The 24,510-nt window shown below is 68.3% G+C and carries 18 protein-coding genes; 8 read left to right on the plus strand and 10 right to left on the minus strand.

What is annotated here, in order from left to right:
• Window positions 1-350 precede the first annotated feature (350 nt).
• The 4 genes from D1643_RS02460 to D1643_RS02475 are packed head-to-tail and all read left to right on the plus strand — an operon-like array spanning window position 351 to window position 5,694.
• Window positions 351-1,421, plus strand: coding sequence for a YafY family protein (locus tag D1643_RS02460; RefSeq protein WP_160708274.1), 1,071 nt, complete (start codon window positions 351-353; stop codon window positions 1,419-1,421).
• A complete protein-coding gene (locus D1643_RS02465) occupies window positions 1,418-4,822 on the plus strand; it encodes an AAA family ATPase (RefSeq protein ID WP_160708276.1) in 3,405 nt (1,134 codons plus the stop codon). The genes D1643_RS02460 and D1643_RS02465 overlap by 4 nt, the downstream gene beginning before the upstream one ends.
• A complete protein-coding gene (locus D1643_RS02470) occupies window positions 4,806-5,219 on the plus strand; it encodes a hypothetical protein (protein ID WP_160708278.1) in 414 nt (137 codons plus the stop codon). Before D1643_RS02465 ends, D1643_RS02470 begins: the two co-directional genes overlap by 17 nt.
• Before the next feature lie 37 nt (window positions 5,220-5,256).
• Window positions 5,257-5,694: a YbjN domain-containing protein gene (locus tag D1643_RS02475; RefSeq protein WP_160708280.1), complete on the plus strand. Its 438-nt coding sequence runs from the start codon at window positions 5,257-5,259 to the stop codon at window positions 5,692-5,694.
• 55 nt (window positions 5,695-5,749) lie between these two features.
• Here the strand turns inward: D1643_RS02475 and D1643_RS02480 are convergent, their stop codons facing one another.
• Complete coding sequence (locus D1643_RS02480) at window positions 5,750-6,628, minus strand: N-acetylmuramoyl-L-alanine amidase (protein ID WP_160708324.1); 879 nt, start codon at window positions 6,626-6,628, stop codon at window positions 5,750-5,752.
• 131 nt (window positions 6,629-6,759) lie between these two features.
• Here D1643_RS02480 and D1643_RS02485 point away from each other — a divergent pair, with 131 nt between their 5' ends.
• Both D1643_RS02485 and D1643_RS02490 read left to right on the plus strand, forming a co-directional pair.
• Window positions 6,760-8,928 carry a protein kinase gene (locus tag D1643_RS02485; RefSeq protein ID WP_160708282.1) on the plus strand — a complete coding sequence of 723 codons (2,169 nt, stop codon included), beginning with the start codon at window positions 6,760-6,762 and terminating at the stop codon, window positions 8,926-8,928.
• Window position 8,929: 1 nt separating this feature from the next.
• Window positions 8,930-9,430 (plus strand): hypothetical protein, encoded by a 501-nt coding sequence (locus D1643_RS02490; protein ID WP_160708284.1) that lies wholly within the window; start codon window positions 8,930-8,932, stop codon window positions 9,428-9,430.
• 116 nt (window positions 9,431-9,546) lie between these two features.
• Here D1643_RS02490 and recQ read toward each other — a convergent pair whose 3' ends face one another.
• Window positions 9,547-11,457, minus strand: a complete 1,911-nt coding sequence (recQ, locus tag D1643_RS02495; RefSeq protein ID WP_236643325.1) for a DNA helicase RecQ — start codon at window positions 11,455-11,457, stop codon at window positions 9,547-9,549.
• A gap of 445 nt (window positions 11,458-11,902) precedes the next feature.
• On the minus strand, window positions 11,903-13,069 hold the full coding sequence (locus D1643_RS02500) for a zinc ribbon domain-containing protein (RefSeq protein WP_160708286.1): 1,167 nt from the start codon (window positions 13,067-13,069) through the stop codon (window positions 11,903-11,905).
• Window positions 13,070-13,338: 269 nt separating this feature from the next.
• On the opposite strand from D1643_RS02500, the gene gdhA reads away from it, so the two are divergent.
• Window positions 13,339-14,670 (plus strand): NADP-specific glutamate dehydrogenase, encoded by a 1,332-nt coding sequence (gdhA, locus tag D1643_RS02505; RefSeq protein ID WP_160708288.1) that lies wholly within the window; start codon window positions 13,339-13,341, stop codon window positions 14,668-14,670.
• A 741-nt stretch (window positions 14,671-15,411) separates the two neighbouring features.
• On the plus strand, window positions 15,412-16,149 hold the full coding sequence (locus tag D1643_RS02510) for a glycoside hydrolase family 25 protein (protein WP_370520269.1): 738 nt from the start codon (window positions 15,412-15,414) through the stop codon (window positions 16,147-16,149).
• 1 nt (window position 16,150) lies between these two features.
• Here the strand turns inward: D1643_RS02510 and D1643_RS02515 are convergent, their stop codons facing one another.
• The 7 genes from D1643_RS02515 to D1643_RS02545 form a co-directional block, all read right to left on the minus strand.
• Entirely contained in the window at window positions 16,151-16,879 is a 729-nt protein-coding gene (locus D1643_RS02515; protein WP_160708290.1) for a hypothetical protein, read from the minus strand.
• 138 nt (window positions 16,880-17,017) lie between these two features.
• Window positions 17,018-18,106 carry a DMT family transporter gene (locus D1643_RS02520; protein ID WP_160708292.1) on the minus strand — a complete coding sequence of 363 codons (1,089 nt, stop codon included), beginning with the start codon at window positions 18,104-18,106 and terminating at the stop codon, window positions 17,018-17,020.
• Window positions 18,107-18,109: 3 nt separating this feature from the next.
• Window positions 18,110-20,998, minus strand: coding sequence for an excinuclease ABC subunit UvrA (gene uvrA, locus D1643_RS02525; RefSeq protein WP_160708294.1), 2,889 nt, complete (start codon window positions 20,996-20,998; stop codon window positions 18,110-18,112).
• A 498-nt stretch (window positions 20,999-21,496) separates the two neighbouring features.
• Window positions 21,497-22,447 (minus strand): tyrosine recombinase, encoded by a 951-nt coding sequence (locus D1643_RS02530; protein WP_160708296.1) that lies wholly within the window; start codon window positions 22,445-22,447, stop codon window positions 21,497-21,499.
• 1 nt (window position 22,448) lies between these two features.
• Window positions 22,449-23,861, minus strand: coding sequence for a methylenetetrahydrofolate--tRNA-(uracil(54)-C(5))-methyltransferase (FADH(2)-oxidizing) TrmFO (gene trmFO, locus D1643_RS02535; RefSeq protein ID WP_160708298.1), 1,413 nt, complete (start codon window positions 23,859-23,861; stop codon window positions 22,449-22,451).
• 74 nt (window positions 23,862-23,935) lie between these two features.
• Window positions 23,936-24,202: a type II toxin-antitoxin system BrnA family antitoxin gene (gene brnA, locus D1643_RS02540; RefSeq protein WP_160708300.1), complete on the minus strand. Its 267-nt coding sequence runs from the start codon at window positions 24,200-24,202 to the stop codon at window positions 23,936-23,938.
• On the minus strand, window positions 24,174-24,458 hold the full coding sequence (locus D1643_RS02545) for a BrnT family toxin (RefSeq protein WP_160708302.1): 285 nt from the start codon (window positions 24,456-24,458) through the stop codon (window positions 24,174-24,176). The genes brnA and D1643_RS02545 overlap by 29 nt, the downstream gene beginning before the upstream one ends.
• Window positions 24,459-24,510 lie beyond the last annotated feature (52 nt).

Consider the following 24,510-nt stretch of genomic DNA (forward strand, 5'->3'; position numbering starts at 1 on the left):
CGTCGCGCCCCGCGCAGCCAGCCGCCTGCGCGCCGCGCGGCGCCTGCGCGCCACCCGCCCATCCGAGCACAGGGCGCCCCGCGCCCGCGTCCTGCCCGAACCGCACAGCGCTCCCCTCTCCGCACGCGCGAGCCGCATCCGCGCCCGCCTGGCTGAACGCGATGATCCTCGATTCCATGGCTACCTCCTGACCCTCGGCACGCCCCGTGGGACCCACCGGTCGCGAATGCTTGTCCGAATGTCGCCATCTTAGTCGCCCCATCATGCCGGGCTGTACTATAATTGGGACTCGTTAAGCTCTTTCGCCATCGGCGGGGAGCAGATGCAGCGCGCCATCAGGAGGAAGCCCCATGGCCCAGGAGAACCAGAAGCTCAAGCTTCTCCACCTCGTTCGCCTCTTCCACGAGGAGACCGACCCCGACCACGGGCTCACCATGCCCCAGATCATCGAGTACCTGGCCGCGCGCGGCATCGCCGCTGAGCGCAAGGCCATCTACCGCGACATCGAGGCGCTGCGCTCCTTCGGGTTGGACATCGGCACGCTGCCGCGCCGTCCCGTCGAGTATGCCCTCGTCAAGCGCTCGTTCTCCCAGCCCGAGCTGCTGCTCCTCGCCGACGCCGTCCAAGGCTCGCGCTTCCTCACCCAGGCCAAGTCCGACTCGCTCGTGCGTTCCCTCAAGACCCTCGGCTCGCGCCACCAGGCGCGCTCGCTCGCCAAGCGCACCCACGTCGAGGGCCGCGTGCGGACGCAGAACGAGAGCGTCTTCTCCCACGTCGACTGCATCCACGAGGCCCTGCGCGAACGGCGCAAGGTGTCGTTCAAGTACTTCAAGTACGGACCGGGCAAGAAGCGCGTGCTCCAGCACGACGGCAAGCCCTACGTGGAGACGCCCGTGCACCTCGTGTACAGCGACGGCTTCTACTACCTCATCACCTACAACGACAAGCACGCCGACCTGGCCACCTACCGGGTCGACCGCATGTCCTCGCTCATGATCACCGACGAGCCGTCCACACGCAACGAGGTCATCGCCTCCTTCGACGTGGCCGAGCATGAGCGCCGCGCCTTCGGGATGTACCGCGGCGATCCGGTGCCCCTGACGCTGCTCGTCCGCGATGACGCGATGAGCGGCGTCATCGACCGGTTCGGCCGTGACGTGACGGCCACGCCAGCCGACGAGGGCTGGACGCGCGTAGCCGTCACCGCCATGGAAAGCCCCGTGCTCTTCGGCTGGCTCGCCCAGTTCGGCGACGCGGTGGTGGTGGAGAAGCCCACCGCGCTGGCCCGCGCCTACGCCGCGCACCTGCGCGCCATCCTCGACGCCCACGGCCTGGCGGAAGAGGACGGCGCGCCCGACGAAAAAGCAGCAGACGCGCCAGGCGTCCCCGCCGGGCGCGATGAGGAAGGAGGCGCCGCATGATGCGCCGCGCGCTCACCTACACGCGCACCGACGTCGAGTCGGTCCTTGACAACCTCGCGGTCGAGGACGCCGCCGCCCTCGCCGCCGCAACCGCCCTCTTCGATGAGGGCCTCGTGGCCGTGGTGGAGGACGCGGCCCTCGGCGGGCAGGCCATCGGCTTCGAGCTCGCCGACCCCGCCGCCGCGGCCTCCGTGGCCGCGAGCTGCGTGGAGTCCGGAGCCTGCGCGCTCCTGGACGGCACGCTGCCGCGGGCGCGCGGCGCCGTCATGAAGCAGGGCCACGCCGACCTCAAGTGCTCGCGCGGCGACGCCTGCCCGCGCGCGCTCTGCCCCTTCGCCCTGGCCGCGTGCTTCCGCGCCCTTGACGACCTGGGCGCCACCGTCATCCCGCTCTACTCGGAGGCGCTCGACGTGTCGCGCGCCATCGCGCGCTTCCGCCGCACGTGGGGCCCGCGCCTCATCCGCTCGGACACGGCGCTCAACCTGCTGCTCGCCCGCTCGGAGGACGACTTCGCCGGCGTGCTCGTGGTGGATGACGATACCTACCTCGACGAGTTCACGGCCGATCTGGCCCACATCCTCGCGAAGATGGGCAAGATCGACGAGGACGCCCTCGAGCGCCGCCACATCGGCGCGCTCCTGCGCTCGGTCAACCCCGTGGAGGCCACCTTCCACGCCACGCGTGACGAGAACCTCGCAGCGCGGCGCCTCTACGTGGTCGACCGGCTCGACGACTTCTTCGAGCGCGATCCCGAGCGCGACTTCTCCGCCCGCTACCTGGTGGAGCGCTTCGGGCACGTGGTGGATCACCGCTACCTCGTGCTCGCCGGCACCAAGGGCGAGCTCGCGCGGTTCCTCGGGCTCTCCCCCACCCTCGAGCTGCTCCTCGGCGAGCACCGCCTCGAGCTGGCGGGGCTTTCCGCCGCCGACGTCTACGAGCTCTACCTCGATGAGCTCGACGAGGCCCTCCGCGCCGAGGCCGACGATGCCTTCCGCGACGAGTTCATCGCGTTTGTCGAGTTCAACATGGACATCTTGCCCTTCAGGGGCAAGGAGCTCGCCGACTATCTGGCCAAGACGGCCAACGCGCGGGGCACCCTCACGCTGCCGCCGAGCCGCTACCGCTCCTCGTCGCTCGCCGAGATGCTCGACGACATCGTCGGCCTGCGCTCGGTGAAGGAGACCATCCGCCAGCTGGAGGCTTACGCGCTGTTCGCCAAGCAGGCGGAGGGACGCGGGCTGGCCATGCCCAAGACCAACCTGCACATGGCCTTCATGGGCAACCCCGGCACCGGCAAGACCACCGTGGCGCGCATCATCGCCACCATGCTCTACAAGATAGGGATCATCAGCCAGAACAAGTGCGTGGAGGTCACGTCGAAGGATCTCATCGCGCGCTACGTGGGCCACACCGACAAGCAGGTGTTCGACGTGGTGCAGCGGGCTCGCGGCGGCGTGCTGTTCATCGACGAGGCCTACGCGCTCGTCCCCGACGCGCACCACGGCGCCTCCTTCGGCTACGAGGCGCTGGCCGAGCTCGTCAAGCTCATGGAGGACTACCGCGACGACCTGGTGGTCATCGTGGCTGGCTACGAGCGCGAGATGGCCGACTTCATCGACGCGAACCCCGGGCTCGCCTCCCGCATCGGCTACACGTTCCACTTCGCCGACCTCACGCGCGAGGAGCTGGCCGAGGTGTTCTCGAAGGAGCTCGCTCGCGGGGGCTTCGAGGCGGCGCCAGGCGTAGACGCGCGCCTCGACGAGCTGTTCGGCTACTTCGCCGGCTTCAAGAGCTTCGGCAACGGACGCTTCGCCTGCGAGGTGCTCCAGCGCGCGCTCATCAAGCACGCCGTGGCCGCCCGCGACGCCGGATGCGAGGCGAGCCGCGTCATCGAGGCCGACGACATCCCCACGCGCCGCGAGATGATGGACGTGGTGGACGGGACGTGCGGCACCGCCGACGAGCTCATGGCCGATTTGGTGGGCCTCGCCGAGGTGAAGGAGCGCGTGCGCGAGATCGAGCGCGTGACGGCGTTTCGCGCCCGTGCTGCCGCCGAGGGCCTCGCTCTGCCGCCGCAGAACCTGCACATGGCGCTCACCGGCCCGGCTGGCACCGGCAAGACCACCGTGGCGCGCATCATCGGGCGCATCCTGTTCTCAGCCGGAGCCGTGCCCGGCGACCGCTTCACCGAGGTGCAGGCGAAAGACCTGGTCAGCTGGTATGTGGGCGGCACCTCGGAGGAGACCGCCAAGCTCATCGAGCGGGCGCTCGGCGGCGTGCTGTTCATCGACGAGGCCTACGCGCTCGTAGAGAGCTCCTCGGGCCAGGAAGCGCTCGCGGTGCTCGTGAAGGCGATGGAGGATCGCAAGGGCGAGCTCGTGGTGATGCTCGCCGGCTACGACGGCCCCATGCGCGCGTTCATGGACGCGAACCCGGGGCTCGCCTCGCGCATCGGCTACCGCCTGCGCTTCGAGGACTACGAGCCGGATGACCTGACCGAGATGTTCCGCCGTAAGATGGAAGCCGCCGGGTTCGTGCTGGGAGAGGGCGCGCTCGCCCGGGCATCTGAGGCGCTGCGCTACTTCCACAACGTGGAGAACTTCGGCAACGGACGATTCGCCGACGAGGTGGTGCAGCAGGTCATCGCACGCCGCGCCGCGCGGCCGGACGGCGACGTGCGCGTCATCGAGGCCGACGACGTGCCGGGCGTCGAGCACTTCTGCAAGCTGTCGGCCACCCCGGTGCTCGACCCGGTGGACGCCGCCGACGCCGAGGCGCGCCGGCGCGTGGCGGCCCACGAGGCGGGACACGCCGTGGTGGGGCTCGCCGAGACGGGCCGCACCGACATCAAGGTCATCACCATCGAGCAGGAGGGCACGGGCACCCTCGGCTACGTCCAGCACGAGAAGAAGCGCGACCGGCCGCTGCCTACCGCCGCCGACCTGCGGGCTGAGCTGGCCATGCTCATGGCGGGCATGGCCGCCGAGGAGCGGGAATGCGGCGCGTTCTCGGCCGGCAACAGCTCCGATCTGGCCCAGGCCACGGCTTGCGCCCGCTCCTACGCGGCCACCTTCGGCATGTCTGAGGCGGGCCTCGTGCAGCTGGTGCCGCCGGCGGGCGGGCCGGACGCGTGCAAGACCGCCGAGCTGCCAGCCGCCGTGCTGGCCCAGATGAACGACCTGCTGGCCGCGGCGCTCGAGCGGGCGCGCACGGTCATCGAAGAGAACCAGGAGGCCTTCGAGAAGCTGCGCGACGCGCTGCTCGCGGGGCAGACGCTGCGCGGCGAGGAGATCGCGGCGCTCTGGGAGCGCCACCAATCCCCTGCCGCCGAGGAGGCCTCCGCCCCGGCCATGACAGATGAGAGCACGATCAAGGAGCACGACGATGAGCACCAAGCCTGAAGAATCCGACCTGCTGGCCAGCTTGAAGGCGGCCCTGGGCGGCAAGGGCGTGAAAGAGGCCCGCGAAGCCGCGGAGGAGGGCCAGGCTGCACCGGGGGGCGTCAAGCCGGCCTGCGCGAACGCCGAGGGGACGACGCCTGACGCGCGGCCGGCGCCAGGCGCGCCCGCCCCAGCCACGACGCCCGCGCCGACCTCCGAGGACGCCCTTGCTGAGGCGGCGTCCGCTGGCGCCGCCTCAGCCGAGCCCGAGGCCGACCCCGCGTCCGTCGCGACGCAGCCGACCGAGGACGCCCCCTCCCCCGAGGAGCTCCAAGCCGCCGAGGAGCGGGCGCGGTTCGTCAGCGAGCTGCGCGCCTGCGAGGACATTCTGAATGCCGTCGCGCCCCAAGAGCGCTAACATAGGCATGGCAGCAGAAACCGGCGAAAGGATCACCATGGCAGACGCAAACTCCCAGGCCCTTGACTTCGAGCGCGCCCTCGAGGCCCACGGGCTCAAGTTCGACCGCATCGACGTGGCCGAGGGCGACAAGCCCCTCGTGGCCCTCAACTTCGGCGGCGGCGACTTCTCCTACAACCACGTGCGCATCCACGTCTTCTTCGACATGGACGGTGAGAGCGCCCAGGTGGTCACGTCCCCCATCGTCTCGGTGCCCGCCGACAAGACGGCCGCCGTGCTCCTGGCCGTGAACAGCGCCAACACGCGCTTCCGCTGGGTGAAGTTCTACATCGACGACGACAACGACCTCATCGCCGAGGCTGACGCCATCATCTCCGAGCCCACCGGCGGCGAGGTGCTCACCGAGCTGGTGGGCCGCACCGCCTCCATCATCGACGACGTCTACGCCGACTTCATGCGCGCCGTCTGGGCGTAAGGCGCCCCGAACCCAAAAGCGGCCGGCAGGATCAATCCCGCCGGCCGCTTTTTCGTTATGCGCCGCGACCGAACACCCCGGAGGAGCCGCGCTTGCTTCTGCCGACGATCTCCCCCATGTCGCCAGACCCCTCCTCGGGCACCTCTTCCCGCCTCTTGCCGTCATGGGTTCTCGTCTTCTGGTAGTTAGCCAGGTACCCGGCAAACTCGGGGGACGTGTCGGAGTTCCCTGACCGCCAGGCCTTGTGATCGATAATAGTGCTCGGCGCTTCGAAGTACGCATCAAGGTAGGCGATGAGCCCGTCGAGCGCCTCGAGCTGCGCCTTGGGGTAGCCGTCTCCGTTTCCGATGTGGACGAGCTCTATTCCCACCGAGTAAGAGTTCATACCGTAGTCCGGCGCCCACGACCCGATGGGTTCCGACCCTCGACGGTCATCGCGCGACTCATCCGTCACGCCGAAGGAAACGTTATGCCCCGCATCGCCGAAGCCCACATGATGCGCGATGCGATCCAGGGGGACGCATTGCACGATCGAGCCATCGCGCCCGATGACGAAGTGAGCCCCGACGCCCTTCCCCTGACGATCCCAATAGTCGACCACCTCGCGGGGCGCGCCGTCGCCCTCGGTGTCATGCAAGACGAGGTAGCGTTGGGCCGAAGGCGGCTTGGGACCATGGTCGAGGGCCGGCCGAATGTCCTCCTCGATGTCGAGGGCGCGCCTCAGCGTCGCCGCATTATTCCCAGCATCCGCGTCGTCTAGCTGCGCTCGTGCCTCCCGGAGAGTGGCGAGGGCCGCGTCTTCCATGCTAGGCACCGGCGCCGATTCGGGGAAGGTCACCTCCAAGGCGGCCGGCGCGCACCCAGCCAGCAAGGCGGCACCCAGCAGCAAGGCCGGGATGTCCACCGATCTATATCCTACCTGACGCGATTTCATGGTCACTGAGGGTAGACCCCCCCCCCACCGAAAATGCTACCCTCCATTCCGGGAGAGGTCTTTTTCAGCCGGCCTATGACTCCTAACCCCTTCAGGAAGGGGCCAAGGGCGACAGCGAAGCGAGGTGGGAGATGGACGGGAGAATCCTAGGCGGGCGCTACGAACTCAGCAAGCGCATCGGCATGGGAGGCATGGCCGCAGTGTATGCGGCCCGCGACGCCGTGCTCGACCGGGAGGTCGCCGTAAAGGTGATGCTGCCCCAATACGCTGCCGAACCCAGCTTCGCCAAGCGCTTTCACCAAGAGGCGAAGGCCGCAGCCGGCCTGCAGAATTCCCATATCGTCACTATCTACGACTGGGGCCAGGATGGCGAGGACTGCTATCTCGTCATGGAGCTCTTGCGCGGAGACGACCTGCGAACCCTCCTGGCCAGCGACGAGCCTCTTTCCCCGCAACGGGTCGCCGAGATCGGCCTCCAGGTATGTGCCGCGCTCTCCGTCGCCCACGATCGCGGCATCATCCACCGGGACATCGCTCCGCAGAACATCATGATCCTCCCTGACGGGTCGGTGAAGGTGATGGACTTTGGCATCGCCAAGGTAGCCGGCTCCGACATGACCCAAACCTCCACCATCCTCGGCACCGCCCGCTACCTCTCCCCCGAGCAGGCTCAGGGAAAGGAGCTCACCGCAGCGAGCGACATCTACTCCCTCGGCGCCGTGCTCTACGAGGCGGCCGTCGGGCAGCCCCCGTTCTCGGGGCCCGATCCCATCAGCGTCGCCATACAGCACGTGGGCAGCGACCCCGTGGCAGCCCACGAGGCCAATCCGGCCGTCGACGCGGCGCTCTCGTCCGTCGTCATGCGAGCGCTCGCCAAGGATCCCGCCGACCGCTTCCCCTCCGCGCAGGAGATGGGCGACGCCCTCGGCTGCTGCGCACGGAGCAAGACGCTGGCTGACGCTGTGCCTCCGGGCGACGAGGAGGCCACCTGCGTTCTTCCCGCCGTCGCCGCTCCCGACGACGACCGCACGCACGCGCTCCCCCGTGTCTTCAGCGGGCAGCCGAACTCAACCCTCGTCATGAAGCCCGTCGAGGACGCTGACGACGGGGCATCCGCCAAGCCGCTAGTCATCAAGGCGGATGCTCCAGCACCCCAAGGTTCCCGCAACGTTCGCTTCGCAGCAGTTGGAATTCTGGCTGCCGCTGTCCTCATTTCCTGCGGCATCGTCATCGCGCTGCGTCCCTGGGAGCCCTCCGTCCTCCCCGATACAGGGGCCGCGGAAGGCGGAGGCACGGCTACGGCCAGCCAGGCGAAGAGCGAGCCAGAGGGCGAGGCGTCTTCCCCTGATGCCGACCAGCCAACGAATGCTGACGAGTTGGACACCATAGTGGAGCTCGAAGGCGCTCTTGGAGGTGCTGCCTCATATGACCAGATGGTGAGCGGCGCCGCAACGAGCTTCAACGAGAACTACCTCGGAAGCGCCTCAGCGCGTCAAACTCATGCCGATAACGCCTATTCGCTCGCCGATGACATCAAGAAGGCCTACGGAAAAGTCTCCAGCCTCGACATTCCCGTGTCCTCCTCCTGCTACCAAGCTTGGAGAGACATCATCGAACTGTACGCCTGTCTGAACAACCGTATAGAGGCTATCACCGCCGCCTGGGATATAAGCCTCTCCTACTCATCACCGGCCAGCCACGAGGCCGAGATCCTCGAGCCGCTCAACCGCGCAAAGGACGAGACGGGCAACAACCGCTCCTACGTCCGCTTCAAGGAGCTCTACCCCACCATCATCATTCCCGCACTCACCTCCGATAAAGCTACGGATACCCACGTGGAAAACCAGTTCGTCGCTTTCGACATCCCCGAGTACTGGATCGGCAAGGTGGACATAATCTATTCCGGTACGAGCATCTACATCCGCTCCAAGAACGACCCCTCCGCGTCTCAGGTGATTCTCGCCGTCGGAGTAGTAGACGAGCATACACCTCTCATAGGAGGAGACATAGGCGCCGGCATGATCTACTGGCGCGACAACAGCCGAGGACAGCGCATTGAGTTTTGCAGGACCAATTACCCCTACGTCGCCTATTCGAACGCGCAAAGCCTCGCGCGAACTGGTTACATCTCTAGCGAATATATGCTGCCGAATGACGTAATGGACGAGTGCATTCGCCTCCAGACAGGGAACAAGCTCACCTATGGTGAAGCTGCCAACGCTCCCACCGAATCATCTATCGCCTCTTTTTCCGCAGACTATTTCGACGAGCAGATCAAGCCCACTATTCGAGTGAAATAACATGGATGCCCAGAAGCCCTCGAAAAAGCCTATCATCCTCTCCATCCTCCTCAGCCTTCTGCTCATAGCGGCCACCACTAGCATCTGCTTGGGGATGAGGCAGGGACAACAACCCTCGACGAAGCCGTCTTCATCCCCGGACAACACAGCTAAAAGCGAAACCGAGGGCAGTACAGCCGAGGGTGAAGAGCTTAGTCCCAATCTTCGCTATGAGACACGCTTCTTCACCCTTCAGCTTCCTCCCAGCTGGGAAGGGCGATGGGCAGTGGAGGAGAGCATCTCCACGCGAGAATCCATGATCGACGTGGCTGGCTACCACTATAACTTCACACTTGATGGAGCGCCCCAGCTCTCCATCGCCTGCCTAATAGCAAATATCAATGCTGACTACGTTATTGGATGGGCAGACGGTTACGCTGTTCTCTTCTTTGCCGACGAGAATATGCCTCCAATGGAAGAGTTCTATATCAAACAGCACCTTCAGCTGACTCCGGAGGAATAGCGTATTTTTCTGATTTCGATAGGAAACGACCAAATTCCCATGTTAAAAACGAGCCGAGAGATTCCGCATAGGAATTTCTTCCAAGTCGCCGGGGGGTGTCCCCCGGCTCTTTGCTCCTACCCCGCCTCATAATCCCTGATGGCGGCCATGAAGTCCTCGCCGTAGCGCTTGAGCTTGGTGAGGCCCACGCCCGACACCTCCAGGAACTCCTCGTCGGTGGCGGGACGGCGGGCGCACATATCGCGCAGGGCGGCGTCGGAGAACACCACGTAGGGCGGCTTGCCCAGCTTCGTGGCGATGTCCTTGCGCAGCGCCCGCAGGCACTCGAAGAGCCCCTCGTCGCCAGAGGCCGCGCCTCCCGCAGCCCCGAAGGCGCGACTGCCAGCTACTGCCGCGCCGCGCGCCCGCGTCGCCTTGCGCGGCACCGACTTCATGGCCAGGGAGAACCCGGGCTCGGCTGCCTCACGGAAGCGCGGGCCCAGCTGCACGGTGGGGTACGTCCCCTCGGTCACCACCAGGTAGCCGCCTGCGGCCAGGAGCTCCACCACCTCGCGGATGCGCGCTGCCGGCACGGCGGACGGCAGCGGCGTGCCGGCCGGCCCCGCGGGCGCGCCCTCGCCCAGGTCGCCGAAGCAGGCGGCCGCCGTGAGCCCCAGCTCCTCCACGCGGTCGGACGCATGCCCGCGCAGCACATCGGCGACGACCCCCTTCCCGAAGCGCCCGCGCAGCTCATGGACGCAGCGCATGACCGCGCGGGCCTCGGCGGTCACGTCCACGGCCTCCACGCCGCCCTCGCACGTGCCGCAGTTGCCGCAGGCCCCCGGCGCCTCTTCGCCGAAGTAGCGCAGGATGTAGCCGCGCAGGCACTCGACGGTATAGCAGTAGCCCACCATCGCCTCGAGCATGCGCCGGCGCGTCGCGCGCACGACCTCGCCCTCCTCGGGCGTGAGCTCCTCGTTGCCGGACTCCTGCTCGATGAAGAACCGGCAGGTGGATATGTCGCCGTCGCTCCACAGCAGCAGGCACTCCGCCGGCTCGCCGTCGCGCCCGGCGCGGCCCGCCTCCTGGTAGTAGGCCTCCATGGAGCCGGGCAGGTTGTGGTGCACCACGTAGCGCACGTTGGACTTGTCGATACCCATGCCGAAGGCGTTGGTGGCCACCATCACCGGCGCGTCATCATCGATGAAGGCCCGCTGGTTGGCGGCGCGCTCCCCCTTCGCCAGCCCCGCGTGATAGCGGGTGGCCGGAACCCCGGCCTCCACGAGCGCCTCGTGCACCTTCTCGACGTCCTTGCGCGTGGAGCAGTAGACGATGCCCGACTCCGCCGGCCGCGCGAGGGCCCGGGCGGCGATGCGCGCGATCTTGCGCTTGGGGTCGAGCCGCTCCACGTCGAAGCGCAGGTTCGGGCGGTCGAAGCCGGTGACCAGGACGAACGGGTCGCGCAAGCCCAGAAGGCGCGTGATGTCGGCCCGCACGCGGCCGGTGGCGGTGGCCGTGAGCGCGCAGACCGGGGGCCGCGCGGGCAGAGACGCGATGAACTCCCCCACGGCCAGGTAGGACGGCCGGAAGTCCTGGCCCCACTGGGACACGCAGTGGGCCTCGTCCACCGCCACGAGCGCGATGTCCGCCCGGCCGGCGAAGTCGAGGAAACGCGGGTCAGCCAGGCGCTCGGGCGCCACGTACATGACGTCGTAGGCGCCCTCCAGGGCGCGGCGCATGACGGTTCCCTGCTGGCCGGGGGTGAGGGTGGAGTTGAGATAGGCCCCGCGCACGCCCGCCTCCAAAAGCGAGCGCACCTGGTCGCCCATGAGCGACACGAGCGGGCTCACCACGAGCGCCAGGCCGCGGGCCGCCACGCCGGGCACCTGGTAGCAGAGCGACTTGCCCGCGCCCGTGGGCATGACGCCCAGCACGTCGCGGCCAGCGAGCACCGCCTCCACCAAGGCCTCCTGCCCCGGGCGGAAGCGGTCGTAGCCGAACCGGTCGGCCAGGATCTGCCGGGCCTCCTCCATCGTCGCCAGCGCCATGGCGCCTCCCTTCCCCTCGTCTCTCGGAAAGGCCATTCTACCGCGCGGCGGCCCCGTGCGCCTGGGCGCGAGCCGACTCCCGGGTGAACAAGGCCACGGACGCCTTCGCGGGCAGCAGCTCCGTGCGCCCAGGAGCGAGCCGACCCCGGCGCCTCTCCGAGGATCATCGCCCAGACGTGACGGCAGCAGCGTCAAACTGCACAGTTTCGACGATTTTGCGACAAATCACCCGCGACTAGGAAGCCCCGACGGGCCCCGTTTGCGTTCAACGCGATTTATCCCTATTCAAGAATATTGATGAGCAGGCGCTATCCACAGCAACCCGAAGGGCACCCCTCTGCCTCCGTCGCAAAGTCGTCAAAACTGTGCAGATTCAGGCGGCAGAACGGCCTGGCGCCAAAAAAAAAACAACGCGCGCAGCGGCGGGAGCGCCGGGCAGCGAGCCTCAGGCGTCCACCTTGGCGGGATCGGCGCCGGGGTAGCGCTCCTGGTAGTCCCTGAGGTAGCGGCTCACGCCTCCCTCGTTGGCGGCCGCCATGGGCGCGCATATCTCATCGGAGTGACCGGCAGGATCATCGAACCCCACATCGATCTCCCAGGAGCGAATGATGACGTCGATGCGCTGGTAGAGGTCCTCGTAGAGCGCGGCGATGTCCTCGGCGCAGCCGTGGTAGGGCGAAGCGTCGGGGATGCCGAGGGCCCGCACCTCGTCGCGCGCCTCGGCGATGTCGGCGCGCAGCTCCTCGCAGCGATCAAGCGCCACGCGGCGCTCCTCCGGGCTCCCGCTGAGGTAGAGGCCGTTAAACTCCTGGGCCGCCTCTCCCACCTTGGCGTCGAGCGCGGGCAGCCCGCCGTAGAACGACGTGAGCGAGGCCGCGGCCTGGGGGTCGGCCTCGGCGGCCGGCAACCGCTCCGCCGTGGCAGGCTCGCGCGGGGCCTCCGGCTCCGGCGACGGCGCTGCAGGAGCCGGTGCGTCAGCCGCCTCGTCGCCAGGCAGAAAGCTCGTCGCCGGCGCGTCGGCCCCCTCGTCGGCACGGTTGGCCGCGGTAACGGCGGCGAACCCGCCCACGCCGACGAGCACGGCCGCCACGACGAGGCCGAGAACGAGGGGAACACGGCTCTTTCGGACGGTATTGCGCGCCGAGTAGGTGACTGGGCGGCGCGAGCCCACGGGGCTGGCCTGCGGCACGGCCACCGGCGGGCGATGCCGGCTCGCGCCCGACCCCACGGCAACGGGCCCTGTCACCGGTCGCACCCCGCCGGCGGGGGCAAGCGCGTCCATCGCCCGCGTCGCATCCGCCGCGCGCTCCGCCGCATCGGGAACACGCGGCATCACCGCGGTTCCCTCAGGAGCCCGGCGGGCCTCGCCGGCCGAACGTGCCCGGCCTGACGCCCGCAGCACCGCGGGAGCGCTCGCCGACGCGGCCTTAGCCGGGCGCGCGGTGCGCTCCTCCGCGGCCTCGTCCGAGCAAGCATCCGCCCGGCGCGGGGCAGGGACGCCCGCGGCCTCCGCACCGCGCGATGCCTTCGCCGACGCCACGGACGCGCCGCACTCGGCGCAGAAGCGCGCACCCTCGTCGAGGGCCTCGCCGCACTGGGGGCAGTATGCCATGGGCCGTCCTTCCTCCGTCCTCATCTGATGCGCCCATTGTACCGCGCCCGCCCCCGCGCGACGGCGCCCGTCACGCTCTTGTGAGACGCCCGGCTCCCCTCCCCCAGGCGCAACGGCCCCTCGCCGGCCCTTTGTTTCGCGAACGTTAAATAATCCCCAAGCCCTTTAGCGCGCTTTCTATAATGGCCTCGTCCGCGAGCGAGGCGCCGACACCCGGTAGCCCTCGCGCCCCGCGGGGCGCCGTCCCCGCTAACAAGAGGAGGTTCGCTTTGAGCTACGTATCCGATGTCATCGAGCAGGTGAAGGCGAAGAACGCCGAGCAGCCCGAGTTCATCCAAGCCGTCACCGAGGTGCTCCAGTCCCTGGAGCCGGTCATCGAGGCTCACCCCGAGTACGAGGCCGCCGGCCTCCTCGAGCGCATCGTCGAGCCCGAGCGCGTGGTCATGTTCCGCGTGCCGTGGGTGGACGACGCCGGCAAGGTGCAGGTCAACCGCGGCTTCCGCGTGCAGTTCAACAGCGCCATCGGCCCCTACAAGGGCGGCCTGCGCCTGCACCCGTCGGTGAACCTCGGCATCATCAAGTTCCTCGGCTTCGAGCAGATCTTCAAGAACAGCCTGACCACCCTGCCCATGGGCGGCGGCAAGGGCGGCTGCGACTTCGACCCGAAGGGCAAGTCCGATGGGGAGGTCATGCGCTTCTGCCAGTCCTTCATGACCGAGCTCCAGCGCCACATCGGCGCCGACACCGACGTGCCGGCCGGCGACATCGGCACGGGAGCCCGCGAGATCGGCTATATGTTCGGCCAGTACAAGCGCCTGAGGAACGTCTTCGAGGGCGTGCTCACCGGCAAGGGGCTGGCCTTCGGCGGCTCGCTCGCCCGCACCGAGGCCACCGGCTACGGCCTGGTGTACCTGGTGGAGGAGCACCTGAAGTGCACCGGCGACAGCTTCGAGGGCAAGACCGTCTGCATCTCCGGCTCCGGTAACGTGGCCATCTACGCCACGCAGAAGGCCCAGCAGCTCGGCGCCACGGTGGTCACCCTGTCCGACTCCACCGGCTGGATCTACGACCCGGCGGGCATCGACGTTGCGCTGGTCAAGCAGATCAAGGAGGTGGAGCGCGGCCGCATCTCCGAGTACGCCGCCCGCCGCGAGGGCGTCACCTACCATGAGGGCCGCGGCGTGTGGGTCACTCCCTGCGACATCGCGCTGCCCTGCGCCACCCAGAACGAGGTGCTCATCGACGACGTGAAGGCGCTCGTGGCCAACGGCTGCAAGATCCTCGCCGAGGGCGCGAACATGCCCACCACGCTCGACGCCACCGCGTACCTCCAGGAGAACGGCGTCGTGTTCTTCCCCGGCAAGGCCGCCAACGCCGGCGGCGTGGCCACCTCGGGCCTGGAGATGTCCCAGAACTCCGAGCGCCTGTCCTGGACCTTCGAGGAGGTGGATGCCAAGCTCAACGGCATCATGGTGTCCATCTACCACGCCATGGACGACGCGGCCAAGCGCTACGGCCATGAGGGCAACTACGTCATGGGCGCCAACATCGCCGGCTTCGAGAAGGTCGCCGAGGCCATGATGGCCCAGGGCGTCGTCTAGGAACGCTGCTCGTAAAATCGCACGCTCGCGTAGTCGAAGGGGGCGGGGCCGCAGGTCCCGCCCCCTTCGCGTTGCACCCTTCGAAAAGCATCCGCGGCCACCAGCCGCCCCTCATCCCTCCCACAAGATGTACCGCCCCGCATACGGCCTTCGCACAACCTATGGGCAATCTCACCCTCTTGACACGGAGAATCCCTGCGCCCTCTCGGTTTTTCGTGTATCCTCTCAAGTATGGAAAATCAGCCACGAAAGAGCGATCGCAGCTCCAGCCGGACACGGCGCGGAGCCGCTTCTGCGTCCTCCCGCTCCCGCTTCGGGGAAGGCGGGGGAACCGGTCGCTCCGAGCGGCAGCGCTCCGGTGACGAAGCGCGCGGAGAACGCCCCTCGGGACGCCTCTCCCCTCGCACGGAGGCCCGGCGCGACGCCTCGGGCGCGCGGCGCAGGCCCGAGGGCGGGCGCTCCCCGCGCCATAACCCCGCTCGGACAGAAGAGCGCTCCGCACGCGGCCGCCAGACGAACGGCAGGACCAACGCGGCCCAGCGCAGCGAGGAGTCGCGCCGGGCCGAGCGCCCGTCCGGCAAGCCCGCAAACGCGCCTTCGGCCGCTGAGCTCCTCAAGCACGTCCGCACCGCGCTCTCCTCGCTCCCTGCGCGCGCCTCGACGCTGCTCGCATCCCCCCGAACGCGCATCGCCGCGGCCGTCGTCATCATCCTGCTCATAGCCTGGGGCATCGCCGCGGCCGTGGGATCCTGCTCCCCAGCCGCGCACAGCGACCGCCCCACCTCCGCTGACTTCGTGTCGCACTCGGCCCCCAACTGGGAGGATCTCCACGAGGAGGACGGGCGCATGGTCTACACCGTCGATGGCCACGTAGCCTCCCAGGCCGGCATCGACGTGTCCGAGCATCAAGGCGAGATAGACTGGCAGGCCGTGGCCGGCGATGGCATCGACTTCGCCATCATCCGCGTCGGCTGGCGCGGCGCGGCCGAGGGCGAGGTGCGCGAAGACGAGTTCTTCGCGCAGAACATGGCCGGCGCACGCGAGGCCGGGCTCGACGTGGGAGCGTACTTCTTCTCGCAGGCCGTCAACGAGCAGGAGGCGATCGAGGAGGCCGATTTCGTGATCGCCCGCCTGAAGGGCCGTGAGCTGGCCTACCCCATCGTCTACGACCACGAGCCGGTAGAGGGGGTCGAGGGCCGCGCTGACGACCTCTCGGTGGAGCAGATGACCGCCAACGCCAAGGCGTTCTGCGACCGCATCGCCGCGGCGGGCTATCCCGCCATGGTCTACGGAAACGCCGCTGACCTGGCCCGCTATTCGCTCAAGGAACTCTCCGACTACGGCATCTGGTTCGCCGAGTACGGCTCCACCATCCCGAGCCGCCTCGGACGGTTCTCCATCTGGCAGTACACCAACGAAGGCGAGGTGGCCGGCATCGGGCGCACCGTCGACCTCAACATCCGCTTCCCGAAGGACTGACCTAGCCCTCGATCACCCGCGCCGAGCGCACGTTGCTCGAAGTGACCACCACCACGCCGACCGATCCGCGCTCGGGAGACTCCACCACGAAGGCGCGGCCGCGATCCTCGCCGCCAGTGGTAAGCCCCTTCTCAGGCCCGGTGACCACCACCACGTCCGCATGGTCGAAGGAGCCGATCAGGGCGGTTCGCCGAGTGAGGCAGACCACCAGCTCGGCGCCCTCCTCACGCAGGCGCTTCTCATAGAGCGCGAGCAGCGTGCCCGACGCGTAGGCGTCGAGGGAGTAGACGCCGATGCGCCGCCCGCCGGCGCGAAGCACCTGGGGCTCGACGTAGCGGGCAAGGTCGGAGGCGTCGATCGAGAGCACGGCGGCGTCCTTCTGCTCGTACATCGCGCGGACGTCGGAGACGAAGACGGCACCCTCCTCGTCCTCCACGGTATTGAAGGCGCCGAGGATGGGAAGGGTGGCCAGACCGATGCTGTTGGTGGCCGGATCGACAGGGGACTCGCCGGCGGGGGGCTCGTCGGCCACAGCCTCGTCGGGGCTCACGGTGCCCGAGTAGACGAGGACGGTGTAGCCGTCCATGCGGCCCACCGTGTCGTCAACGAAGGAGGCAGCCACGTTCCACGTGCGCGCCGTGGAGAAATAGCCGGTTAGCACCACGCCCGCGAACACGACGAGGAGCGCGAACACGACGAGGGCGATCTTTTCCCGTGAGGCCTTATCCATAATGATCGGATTATAGCGTGACCAGCCGTCGCGTCCCTTGGCACCCCCGGCCGACGGCCCGCCCGGACAGGAAAACCGCAACGCTTAAGGGGCCTTCAGAAACAGCTGGGAGCAGCCGCGCGGGGCGGCTAGCGGGCCTTAGGGCCCCTCGCGCTCGCTCACAAGGAAGATCATGGCGACGATGGCCGCAGCGCCCGCAGCATCCCACGCCGTCACCGGCGTCCCCAGCCAGCATGCCGCTATCACCATGGCCGAGACGGGCTCGATGCTCCCCAAAAGGCCGGCGCGCACCGGCCCGGCGTCCTTGATGCCCTGGACGAACAGCAGGTAGGCCAGGATGGTTCCCACGCCCACGATGGCCGCGAACACCGCCCAGCCCTCGGGAGGGAGCGACACCGGCTGCTCCCAGGGGCGAAAGACGGCCAGGGCCACCGCACCGGCAATGGCCATGGCGACGCCTGTAACCAGAAACGAGCCGTACCGCGCGAGCGGCCGCACGGGCATGAGGTTGTAGAACGCAAGCGACACCGCCGATATGAGGCCCCAGGCCAGACCATCCGCAGGCACCGCGAGCGTCGACAGATCACCTTGGGTGGCGATGAGCAGGACGCCGATGAGCGCGCAGGCAAGGCCGGCCGCCTCGCGGCGGACGGGCGCCCGGCGCGCAGCCAAGCAGGCGTAGAGCATGATGAGGGCCAGGCCCAGCTGCTCGAGGAGCAGCGCCGTCCCCGCGCCCGCCGACCCGATGGCTGACAGGTAGCTCACCTGGGTGAGCAAGATGCCGAGCAGGGCGAAGCCGGCGATGCGCGCCAGGGAGGGCCCGTCGCGCAGGACGGACGCGGCACGACGCCGATCCCGCAGGAGGGCCAGCACGAGGAAGAACAGCGCCGCGCATGCCAGGCGCACGCAGGTGATCCACTCCACCGACACCCCGTAGCTTCCCATGAGCACCTCGGCACAATTGGCCGAGAAGCCCCAGAACACGCCGCCGAGAAGCGCGCACACCACCCCGCGAAGCAGCTGCGAGCGCCTCGCGGGCGCCTCGCCCTCCCCCGGCCACCTCTCAAGCCCAGGCCCCTCGACGTCATCTCGACGGGCGCCTGCGCCCACGCTCGCACCGCCCGCGCAGACAGATCCTCCAACCCCCTCGCGCTCCCTCACGCCCTCGCGTGGCCGGCGCGCCTCCTCGGACGCCGCCGGGCAGCCGCCGGCGTCGCCCCGGCCCATGCGCTAGTCTCCCAGCATACGCGCGATGAAGCGGCCCGTATGGCTCTCGGGCACCTGGGCCACCTGCTCCGGCGTGCCCTGCGCGATGATGCGGCCGCCGCGGTCGCCGCCCTCAGGGCCCAGGTCGACGATGTGGTCGGCGCTCTTGATGACATCCAGGTTATGCTCGATGACGAGCACCGTGTTGCCGCCGTCAACCAAGCGCTGGAGCACCACCAGGAGCTGGCGCACGTCCTCGAAGTGCAGGCCGGTGGTCGGCTCGTCGAGGATGTAGAAGGTCTTGCCCGACGAGCGCTTCTGCAGCTCGCTGGCCAGCTTCACGCGCTGAGCCTCGCCGCCGGAGAGGGTGGTGGCGGGCTGACCGAGGCGGATGTAGCCCAGCCCCACGTCGAACAGCGTCTGGAGCTTGCGCTTGATGCCGGGAATGTTCTCGAAGAACGAGAGCGCGTCCTCCACCGTCATGTCGAGCACCTCGGCGATGTTCTTGCCGCGATAGGTGACCTGGAGCGTCTCGCGGTTGTAGCGATGGCCGCCGCACACCTCGCAGGGCACGTAGATGTCCGGCAGGAAGTGCATCTCGATCTTGATCTGGCCATCTCCCTTGCAGGCCTCGCACCGGCCGCCGCTCACGTTGAACGAGAAGCGTCCCGGGGCGTAGCCGCGGGCCTTCGCCTCGGTCGTCGAGGAGAACAGGGCGCGAATGTCGTCCCACAGCCCGATGTAGGTGGCGGGGTTCGAGCGCGGCGTGCGCCCGATGGGGCTCTGGTCGATGTTGATGACCTTGTCGAGCTTGTCAAGGCCCGTGATCTTGCGGTAGGGCCCCGTACGTCGATGGGCGTGGTTCAGGCGGTTGGCCAGGGCCGGCGCCAGGGTATCGGTCACCAGCGAGCTCTTGCCCGAGCCCGACACGCCGGTGATGACGGTAAGCGTGCCAAGCGGCACCTCGAGCGTCACGTTCTGCAGGTTGTTCTCGGTGGCGCCCGTCATCTTGAGCGAGCCGCGCTTGGGATGGCGGCGCTCAGCGGGCACCGCGATGGAGCGTCGCCCCGACAGGTAATCAGCCGTGAGCGAACCCTCGGCCGCCATGACCTGTTCCGGGGTACCCGCGGCCACCACCTCGCCGCCGCGCTCGCCGGCGCCAGGTCCCATGTCCACCACGAAGTCCGCCGCGCGGATGGTGTCCTCGTCGTGCTCGACCACGATGACGGTGTTGCCCAGGTCGCGCAGGCGCTCCAGCGTGGCGATGAGCCGCTCGTTGTCACGCTGGTGCAGGCCGATGGAGGGCTCGTCGAGGATGTAGAGCACGCCCATGAGACCGGCGCCGATCTGGGTGGCCAGGCGAATGCGCTGCGCCTCGCCGCCCGAGAGCGTGGCCGTGGCGCGCTCAAGCGTCAGGTAGTCCAGGCCCACGTCCACGAGGAAGCGCAGGCGCGCCTTGATCTCCTTCACGATGGGCCCGGCAACGTAGTCGTCCTGCCCCTCGAAGGAGAGCCCCTCGAAGAAGGCGAGCGACTCCCCCGCCGACATCTCCGTAACGCCGTGGATGGACTCCCCGTTCACGGTGACGGCGAGGATCTCCGGCTTGAGGCGCTTACCCCCGCAGGTAGCGCAGGGGATGGTGGCGAAGTAGGCGGACATCTTCTCGCGCTGGGCGTCGGACTGGGCCTCCGAGTAGCGCCGCTGCACCGCGGCGAGCACGCCCTCCCACTCAAGGTACCAGTAGGTATCCCGACCGTCCACGGTCACGTAGTCTACGCGGATCTTCTCGCTGCCCAGCCCGTTCATGATGGCCTTCTGCGCCTTGGCCGGCAGATCTTCCCAGGGAGTGGCGGGATCGACGCCGACGTGCTTGGCCACGGCGCGCAGCACCTGCGGGTAGTAGTTGCCGCTCTTGAACGGCGCGATGACGCCCTCCTCCAAAGACAGCGACGGATCGGGCACCACGAGCGAGGGATCCACCTCATCTCGGCTTCCGATGCCCAGGCAGTCCGGGCAGGCGCCGTAGGGGGCGTTGAACGAGAAGTCACGCGGCTGGAGCTCGTCCAGGGAGTGGCCGTGCTCAGGGCAGGCGAGCGCCAGCGAGAACAGGTGCTCCCCCGCCCCCAAACCGCCCGTGGCTCCCGACGAGGTGCCGCCCGACGCGCCCTGGGGCTTGCCGTCCGCGCCCATCACCTGGACGAGCACCCGTCCCTCGGCGAGCTTGGTAGCCAGCTCCACGGCCTCGGCGATGCGGCTCGTGGCCGACTCCTTCAAGGTAACGCGATCCACCACCACGTCGATGAAGTGCTTGATCTTCTTGTTGAGGGTAAGCCCCTCGCCATCGAGCTTCACGATCTCGCCATCCACGCGCACGCGCGAGAAGCCCTCCTTCTGGAGGTCGGCGAACAGCTTGGTGAACTCGCCCTTGCGGCCGGCCACCACCGGGGCCATGATGATGGCCTTGCGCTCCTCCCCCGCGGACAGCCGCAGGATCTCGTCAGTCACCTGGTCGGTGGTCTGACGGCGAATCTCCCGGCCGCACTCCGGGCAATGGGGGATGCCCACACGCGCGTAGAGCAGGCGCAGGTAGTCGTAGATCTCCGTGGTGGTGCCCACCGTGGAGCGCGGGTTCTTCGAGGTGGTCTTCTGGTCGATGGAGACGGCCGGCGACAAACCGTCGATGGAGTCGAGGTCGGGCTTGGACATCTGCCCGAGGAACATGCGCGCATAGCTGGAGAGGCTCTCCACGTAGCGACGCTGGCCCTCCGCGTACATGGTGTCGAAGGCCAGACTCGACTTGCCCGAGCCGGAAAGACCCGTGATGACCACGAGTTCATCGCGGGGAATGGTAAGGTCGACGTTCTTGAGGTTGTGCTCGCGCGCACCCTTGATGACGATTTCGCTTTGTCCCATAGACTGGTTCGTTCCTCTGCTTCACGCACGGCGGCGAGGATCGTCCCTGCCGCCGGACTTAGGTTTTCTCAGGGCGCCCATTCTAACCCAAAACCCTCGGCGACAATCGCAGAACGGGAACTTTTGTTCGTTGTTCAAAGAGTGTCCATAATTGGCAGCACGCGATCCGGCAGCCCGGCGCGCTAGAGGAAGAAGGGGATGTAGGCCAAGACGACGAGCGCGGCCCAGAACAGCGTCCTTGCCTTCTTGCGACTCATGGGATCCTCCCTTCGCCGGTTCCCGCGGCGTCCCGCCGCAGGGTTTCAGCTCTTGGAGGCGATTGTCCCGCGTCCACGCCGATCCACGCCGAACGCGCACCGTCTGTCCCAAGACCGGTGACGTTCAGAGGGGCTCGCGTAGGTCAGCCGGAGCCGTCCCGTCACCTTGCCACGCCACCGTCATCAGGCCGCCATGGGCCGGTAACCACGGCCAATCCGGCGCGGAAGGCGCTGTCCGGTCCTAGGCGCGCGGATGGGCCGCCGCGTGGACGGCGCGCAGCCGCTCGGGCGAGACGTGCGTGTAGATCTGCGTGGTCGACAGGCTCACGTGCCCGAGCATCTCCTGCACCGAGCGCAGGTCCGCACCGCCGGAGAGCAGGTCTGTCGCGAAGGTGTGGCGCATGTCGTGCGGCGAGAGGCTGTCGTCTAAGCCGGCGGCGCGAACCGTGGCCTTGAACATCTTGCGCATGGCGTCGGTTCCCATGGGATTGCCGCGCGACGAGACGAAGAACCGGTCACACCCCCTTCCGGCCAGCAGCTTAGGACGCGCCGCCAGCAGATAGCCGCGCATGGCGTCGAGGGCCATCTCATGCAGCGGGATGATGCGCTCCTTCGCGCCCTTTCCGAGCACCTTGACCTGACGTTGCTCGAAGTCCACGCCGTCGAGGGCAAGCCCCGAGGCCTCGGAGATACGGGCGCCGCAGGCATAGAGGAACTCGAGGAGGGCCAGGTCACGCATGTCCTGAGGGGTCTGCACGCGGGGGGTGCCGTCCAGCTGCCGCTTTCCGTGGACGGCCAGCAGGCGCGCCATGTCGGCGGCGGGGATGACCTTCGGCAGCGATGCGGGAACCTTCGGCCCCTGAAGGACGCTCGCCGGATCAGACTCCACGCGCCCGGTCACGTTGAGCCAGCGGAAGAAGCCGCGCACGGCCGACAGGCGGCGATTGACCGTCCTGCGGGCATAGCGGGCCTGGTCGAGCTCGCCCAGGTAGCGACGCAGCTGGCGGTGGGTGACGGCGAGGGGATCGACGCCAACGCGCGCCGCCCAGCGCAGGTAGTCGAGAAGGTCGATCCGGTAGGCGCGAACCGTATGGGGCGAGAGCCCGCGCTCGACGCGCAGAGCCCCGCAGAAGGCCTCCAGGTCATCCACCCCCGGCAGCGCCTCGTCTTCAGGCGAGAGGTCGGCTGCCATGCTAGCAGGCTCCCGCCCCGGCCGCGGCCGGCCAAGTAGGCGGCGTCCCTCCGCCCGGCGCGAGCAGCCCCGCCTCCTCGAGCGCCCGGGCATAGGCCTCAAGCGCCGTCGCCCCGCGCTCGGCGTAGGCATGGTAGCGAGCGCCCTTGTTGCGGATCGGCGGATCAAGCGGCTCCATGATGCCGAAGTTCACGTGCATGGGCTGGTAGTCAACGGTCGCAGGGTCGGTGGCGTAGGAGAGCAACGCCCCGTAGGCCGTCTGCCGCGGCAGCGCGGGAAGGACCGTGCCGCGCAGGTCGGCGGCGACGGCCAGGGCCGCGTGCAGCCCCGAGCGGATGGCCTCGGCATAGCCCTCGGTGCCGGCGAGCTGGCCGGCCACGTAGATGGGTGCCGGCAGGCGCCGCGCGGCCCCCGTCACGAGCCTCCCGTGATCGTCGAGCAGGCGCGGCGCGTCGATGAACGTGTTGCGGTGCATCACGCCATAGCGGGCGAACTCCGCATGCTCGAGGCCCGGCACCATCCGAAAGACCCGCTCCTGCTCGGGAAAGGCCAGGTTCGTCTGGAATCCCACCAGGTTGTAGCTCTGGCCGCAGGCATCCTCGGCCCGCAGCTGCAGGGCCGCCCAGGGGCGCCGTCTGGTACGCGGATCGATGAGCCCTACCGGCTTCAAGGTACCGAAGCGCGGCGCATCCCGCCCAGCGCGGGCGATCTCCTCGATGGGCTGGCAGGCTTGGAAGAGGTCCTTCGACCCGAAGGCCTTGTCGATGACGCGGCGCGCGCCGAGGAGCGCATCGATGAACGCCTCGTACTCGTCGCGGTCAAAAGGAGCGTTGAGGTAGTCGCCCGCGCCCTCCTCGTAGCGGCTCTGGCGAAACAGGCGCCCGTAGTCAAGCGAGTCAGCCATGACCACCGGCGCGGCAGCATCGTAGAAGGCCAGGTGATCGGCGCCGGCGAGGGCGGCGAGGGAGTCCGAGAGCGCCTCTGAGGTGAGCGGGCCGGTGGCGAGCACCACCGCGTCGGCCCGGGCCGCCTCGGCAGCCACGTCTGCGGCTTCCTCGCGGACGAGCTCGATGAGGGGCGCCGTCTCCACCTGGGCGGTCACGTCCGCGGAGAACGCAGCACGGTCGACCGCCAGGGCGCCGCCTGCCGCCACCCGATGGCGGCGCGCCGCGGCGAAGAGCGGCGAGCCCAGCCGGGCAAGCTCGGTCTTGAGCATGCCCGCGGCGCTGTCGGGCTTGGTGGACTTGAGGGAGTTGGAGCACACGAGCTCGGCCAGGCCGTCGGTGTGGTGCACCGCCGTTGGCGTGGCCGGGCGCATCTCCACCAGCCGCACGGCGATGCCGCGCGCTGCCAGCGACAGGGCAGCCTCGCTCCCCGCAAGACCGCCCCCTATGACCGTGACGTTCTTCTTCATGGGCGCCAGCATACCAGAACCCGCGCCAACAGGCGGCTCCCGCAGGCAGACGGGCAGAAGACGACCACGGACCCCTAGCCCTCCGCCAGGCGCAGACGCTTCTCCTTCTCCTCGTCGAGGCGCTGAGCTAGCCACATGACGATGAGGGACTGGCGACTGATGCACAGCCGGTCGGACTCGCGGTCGAGCTCCTCGATCATCCAGGGGGACATGGTGATGTTGACCTTACGCGCCGTAGCAGCGCAGATCTCCGTACCCGGTATCATGTAGGGCGTCATGTCCACGCCCTCGTCGAACATGCGGTCAAGCTCGCTAGCGGTCGGCGTTTCGCGCTCGGTCATAGCAACTCATCTCCTTCCTCGTCGCCCGTCGCACCGAGATGAGGCGGGTAGCCCCCAGCCGCTCCACGAAGACAGCCGACCAGCAACATCCGCCATAGCGGGCGATGAGCATCTCCCGCTCCTCGCCCCGGCTTTCAAGCGATGCCGAGATCCGATGCCGATCCTCCCAGAGCCGCTGGGCCTCCTCGAAGTCGATGCCGTGCTTGGCCAAGTTGGCCCTGCTTTTTGCGACATTATAGATAAAACGGGTTTTCATCCTATCATGCGCCTTCCGTATATTCAATAAGTATCTATGGGATACCTTCTGG

Source organism: Enterorhabdus sp. P55 (genome assembly GCF_009911695.1).
In the GTDB taxonomy this organism is placed as follows: Bacteria; Actinomycetota; Coriobacteriia; order Coriobacteriales; family Eggerthellaceae; genus Enterorhabdus.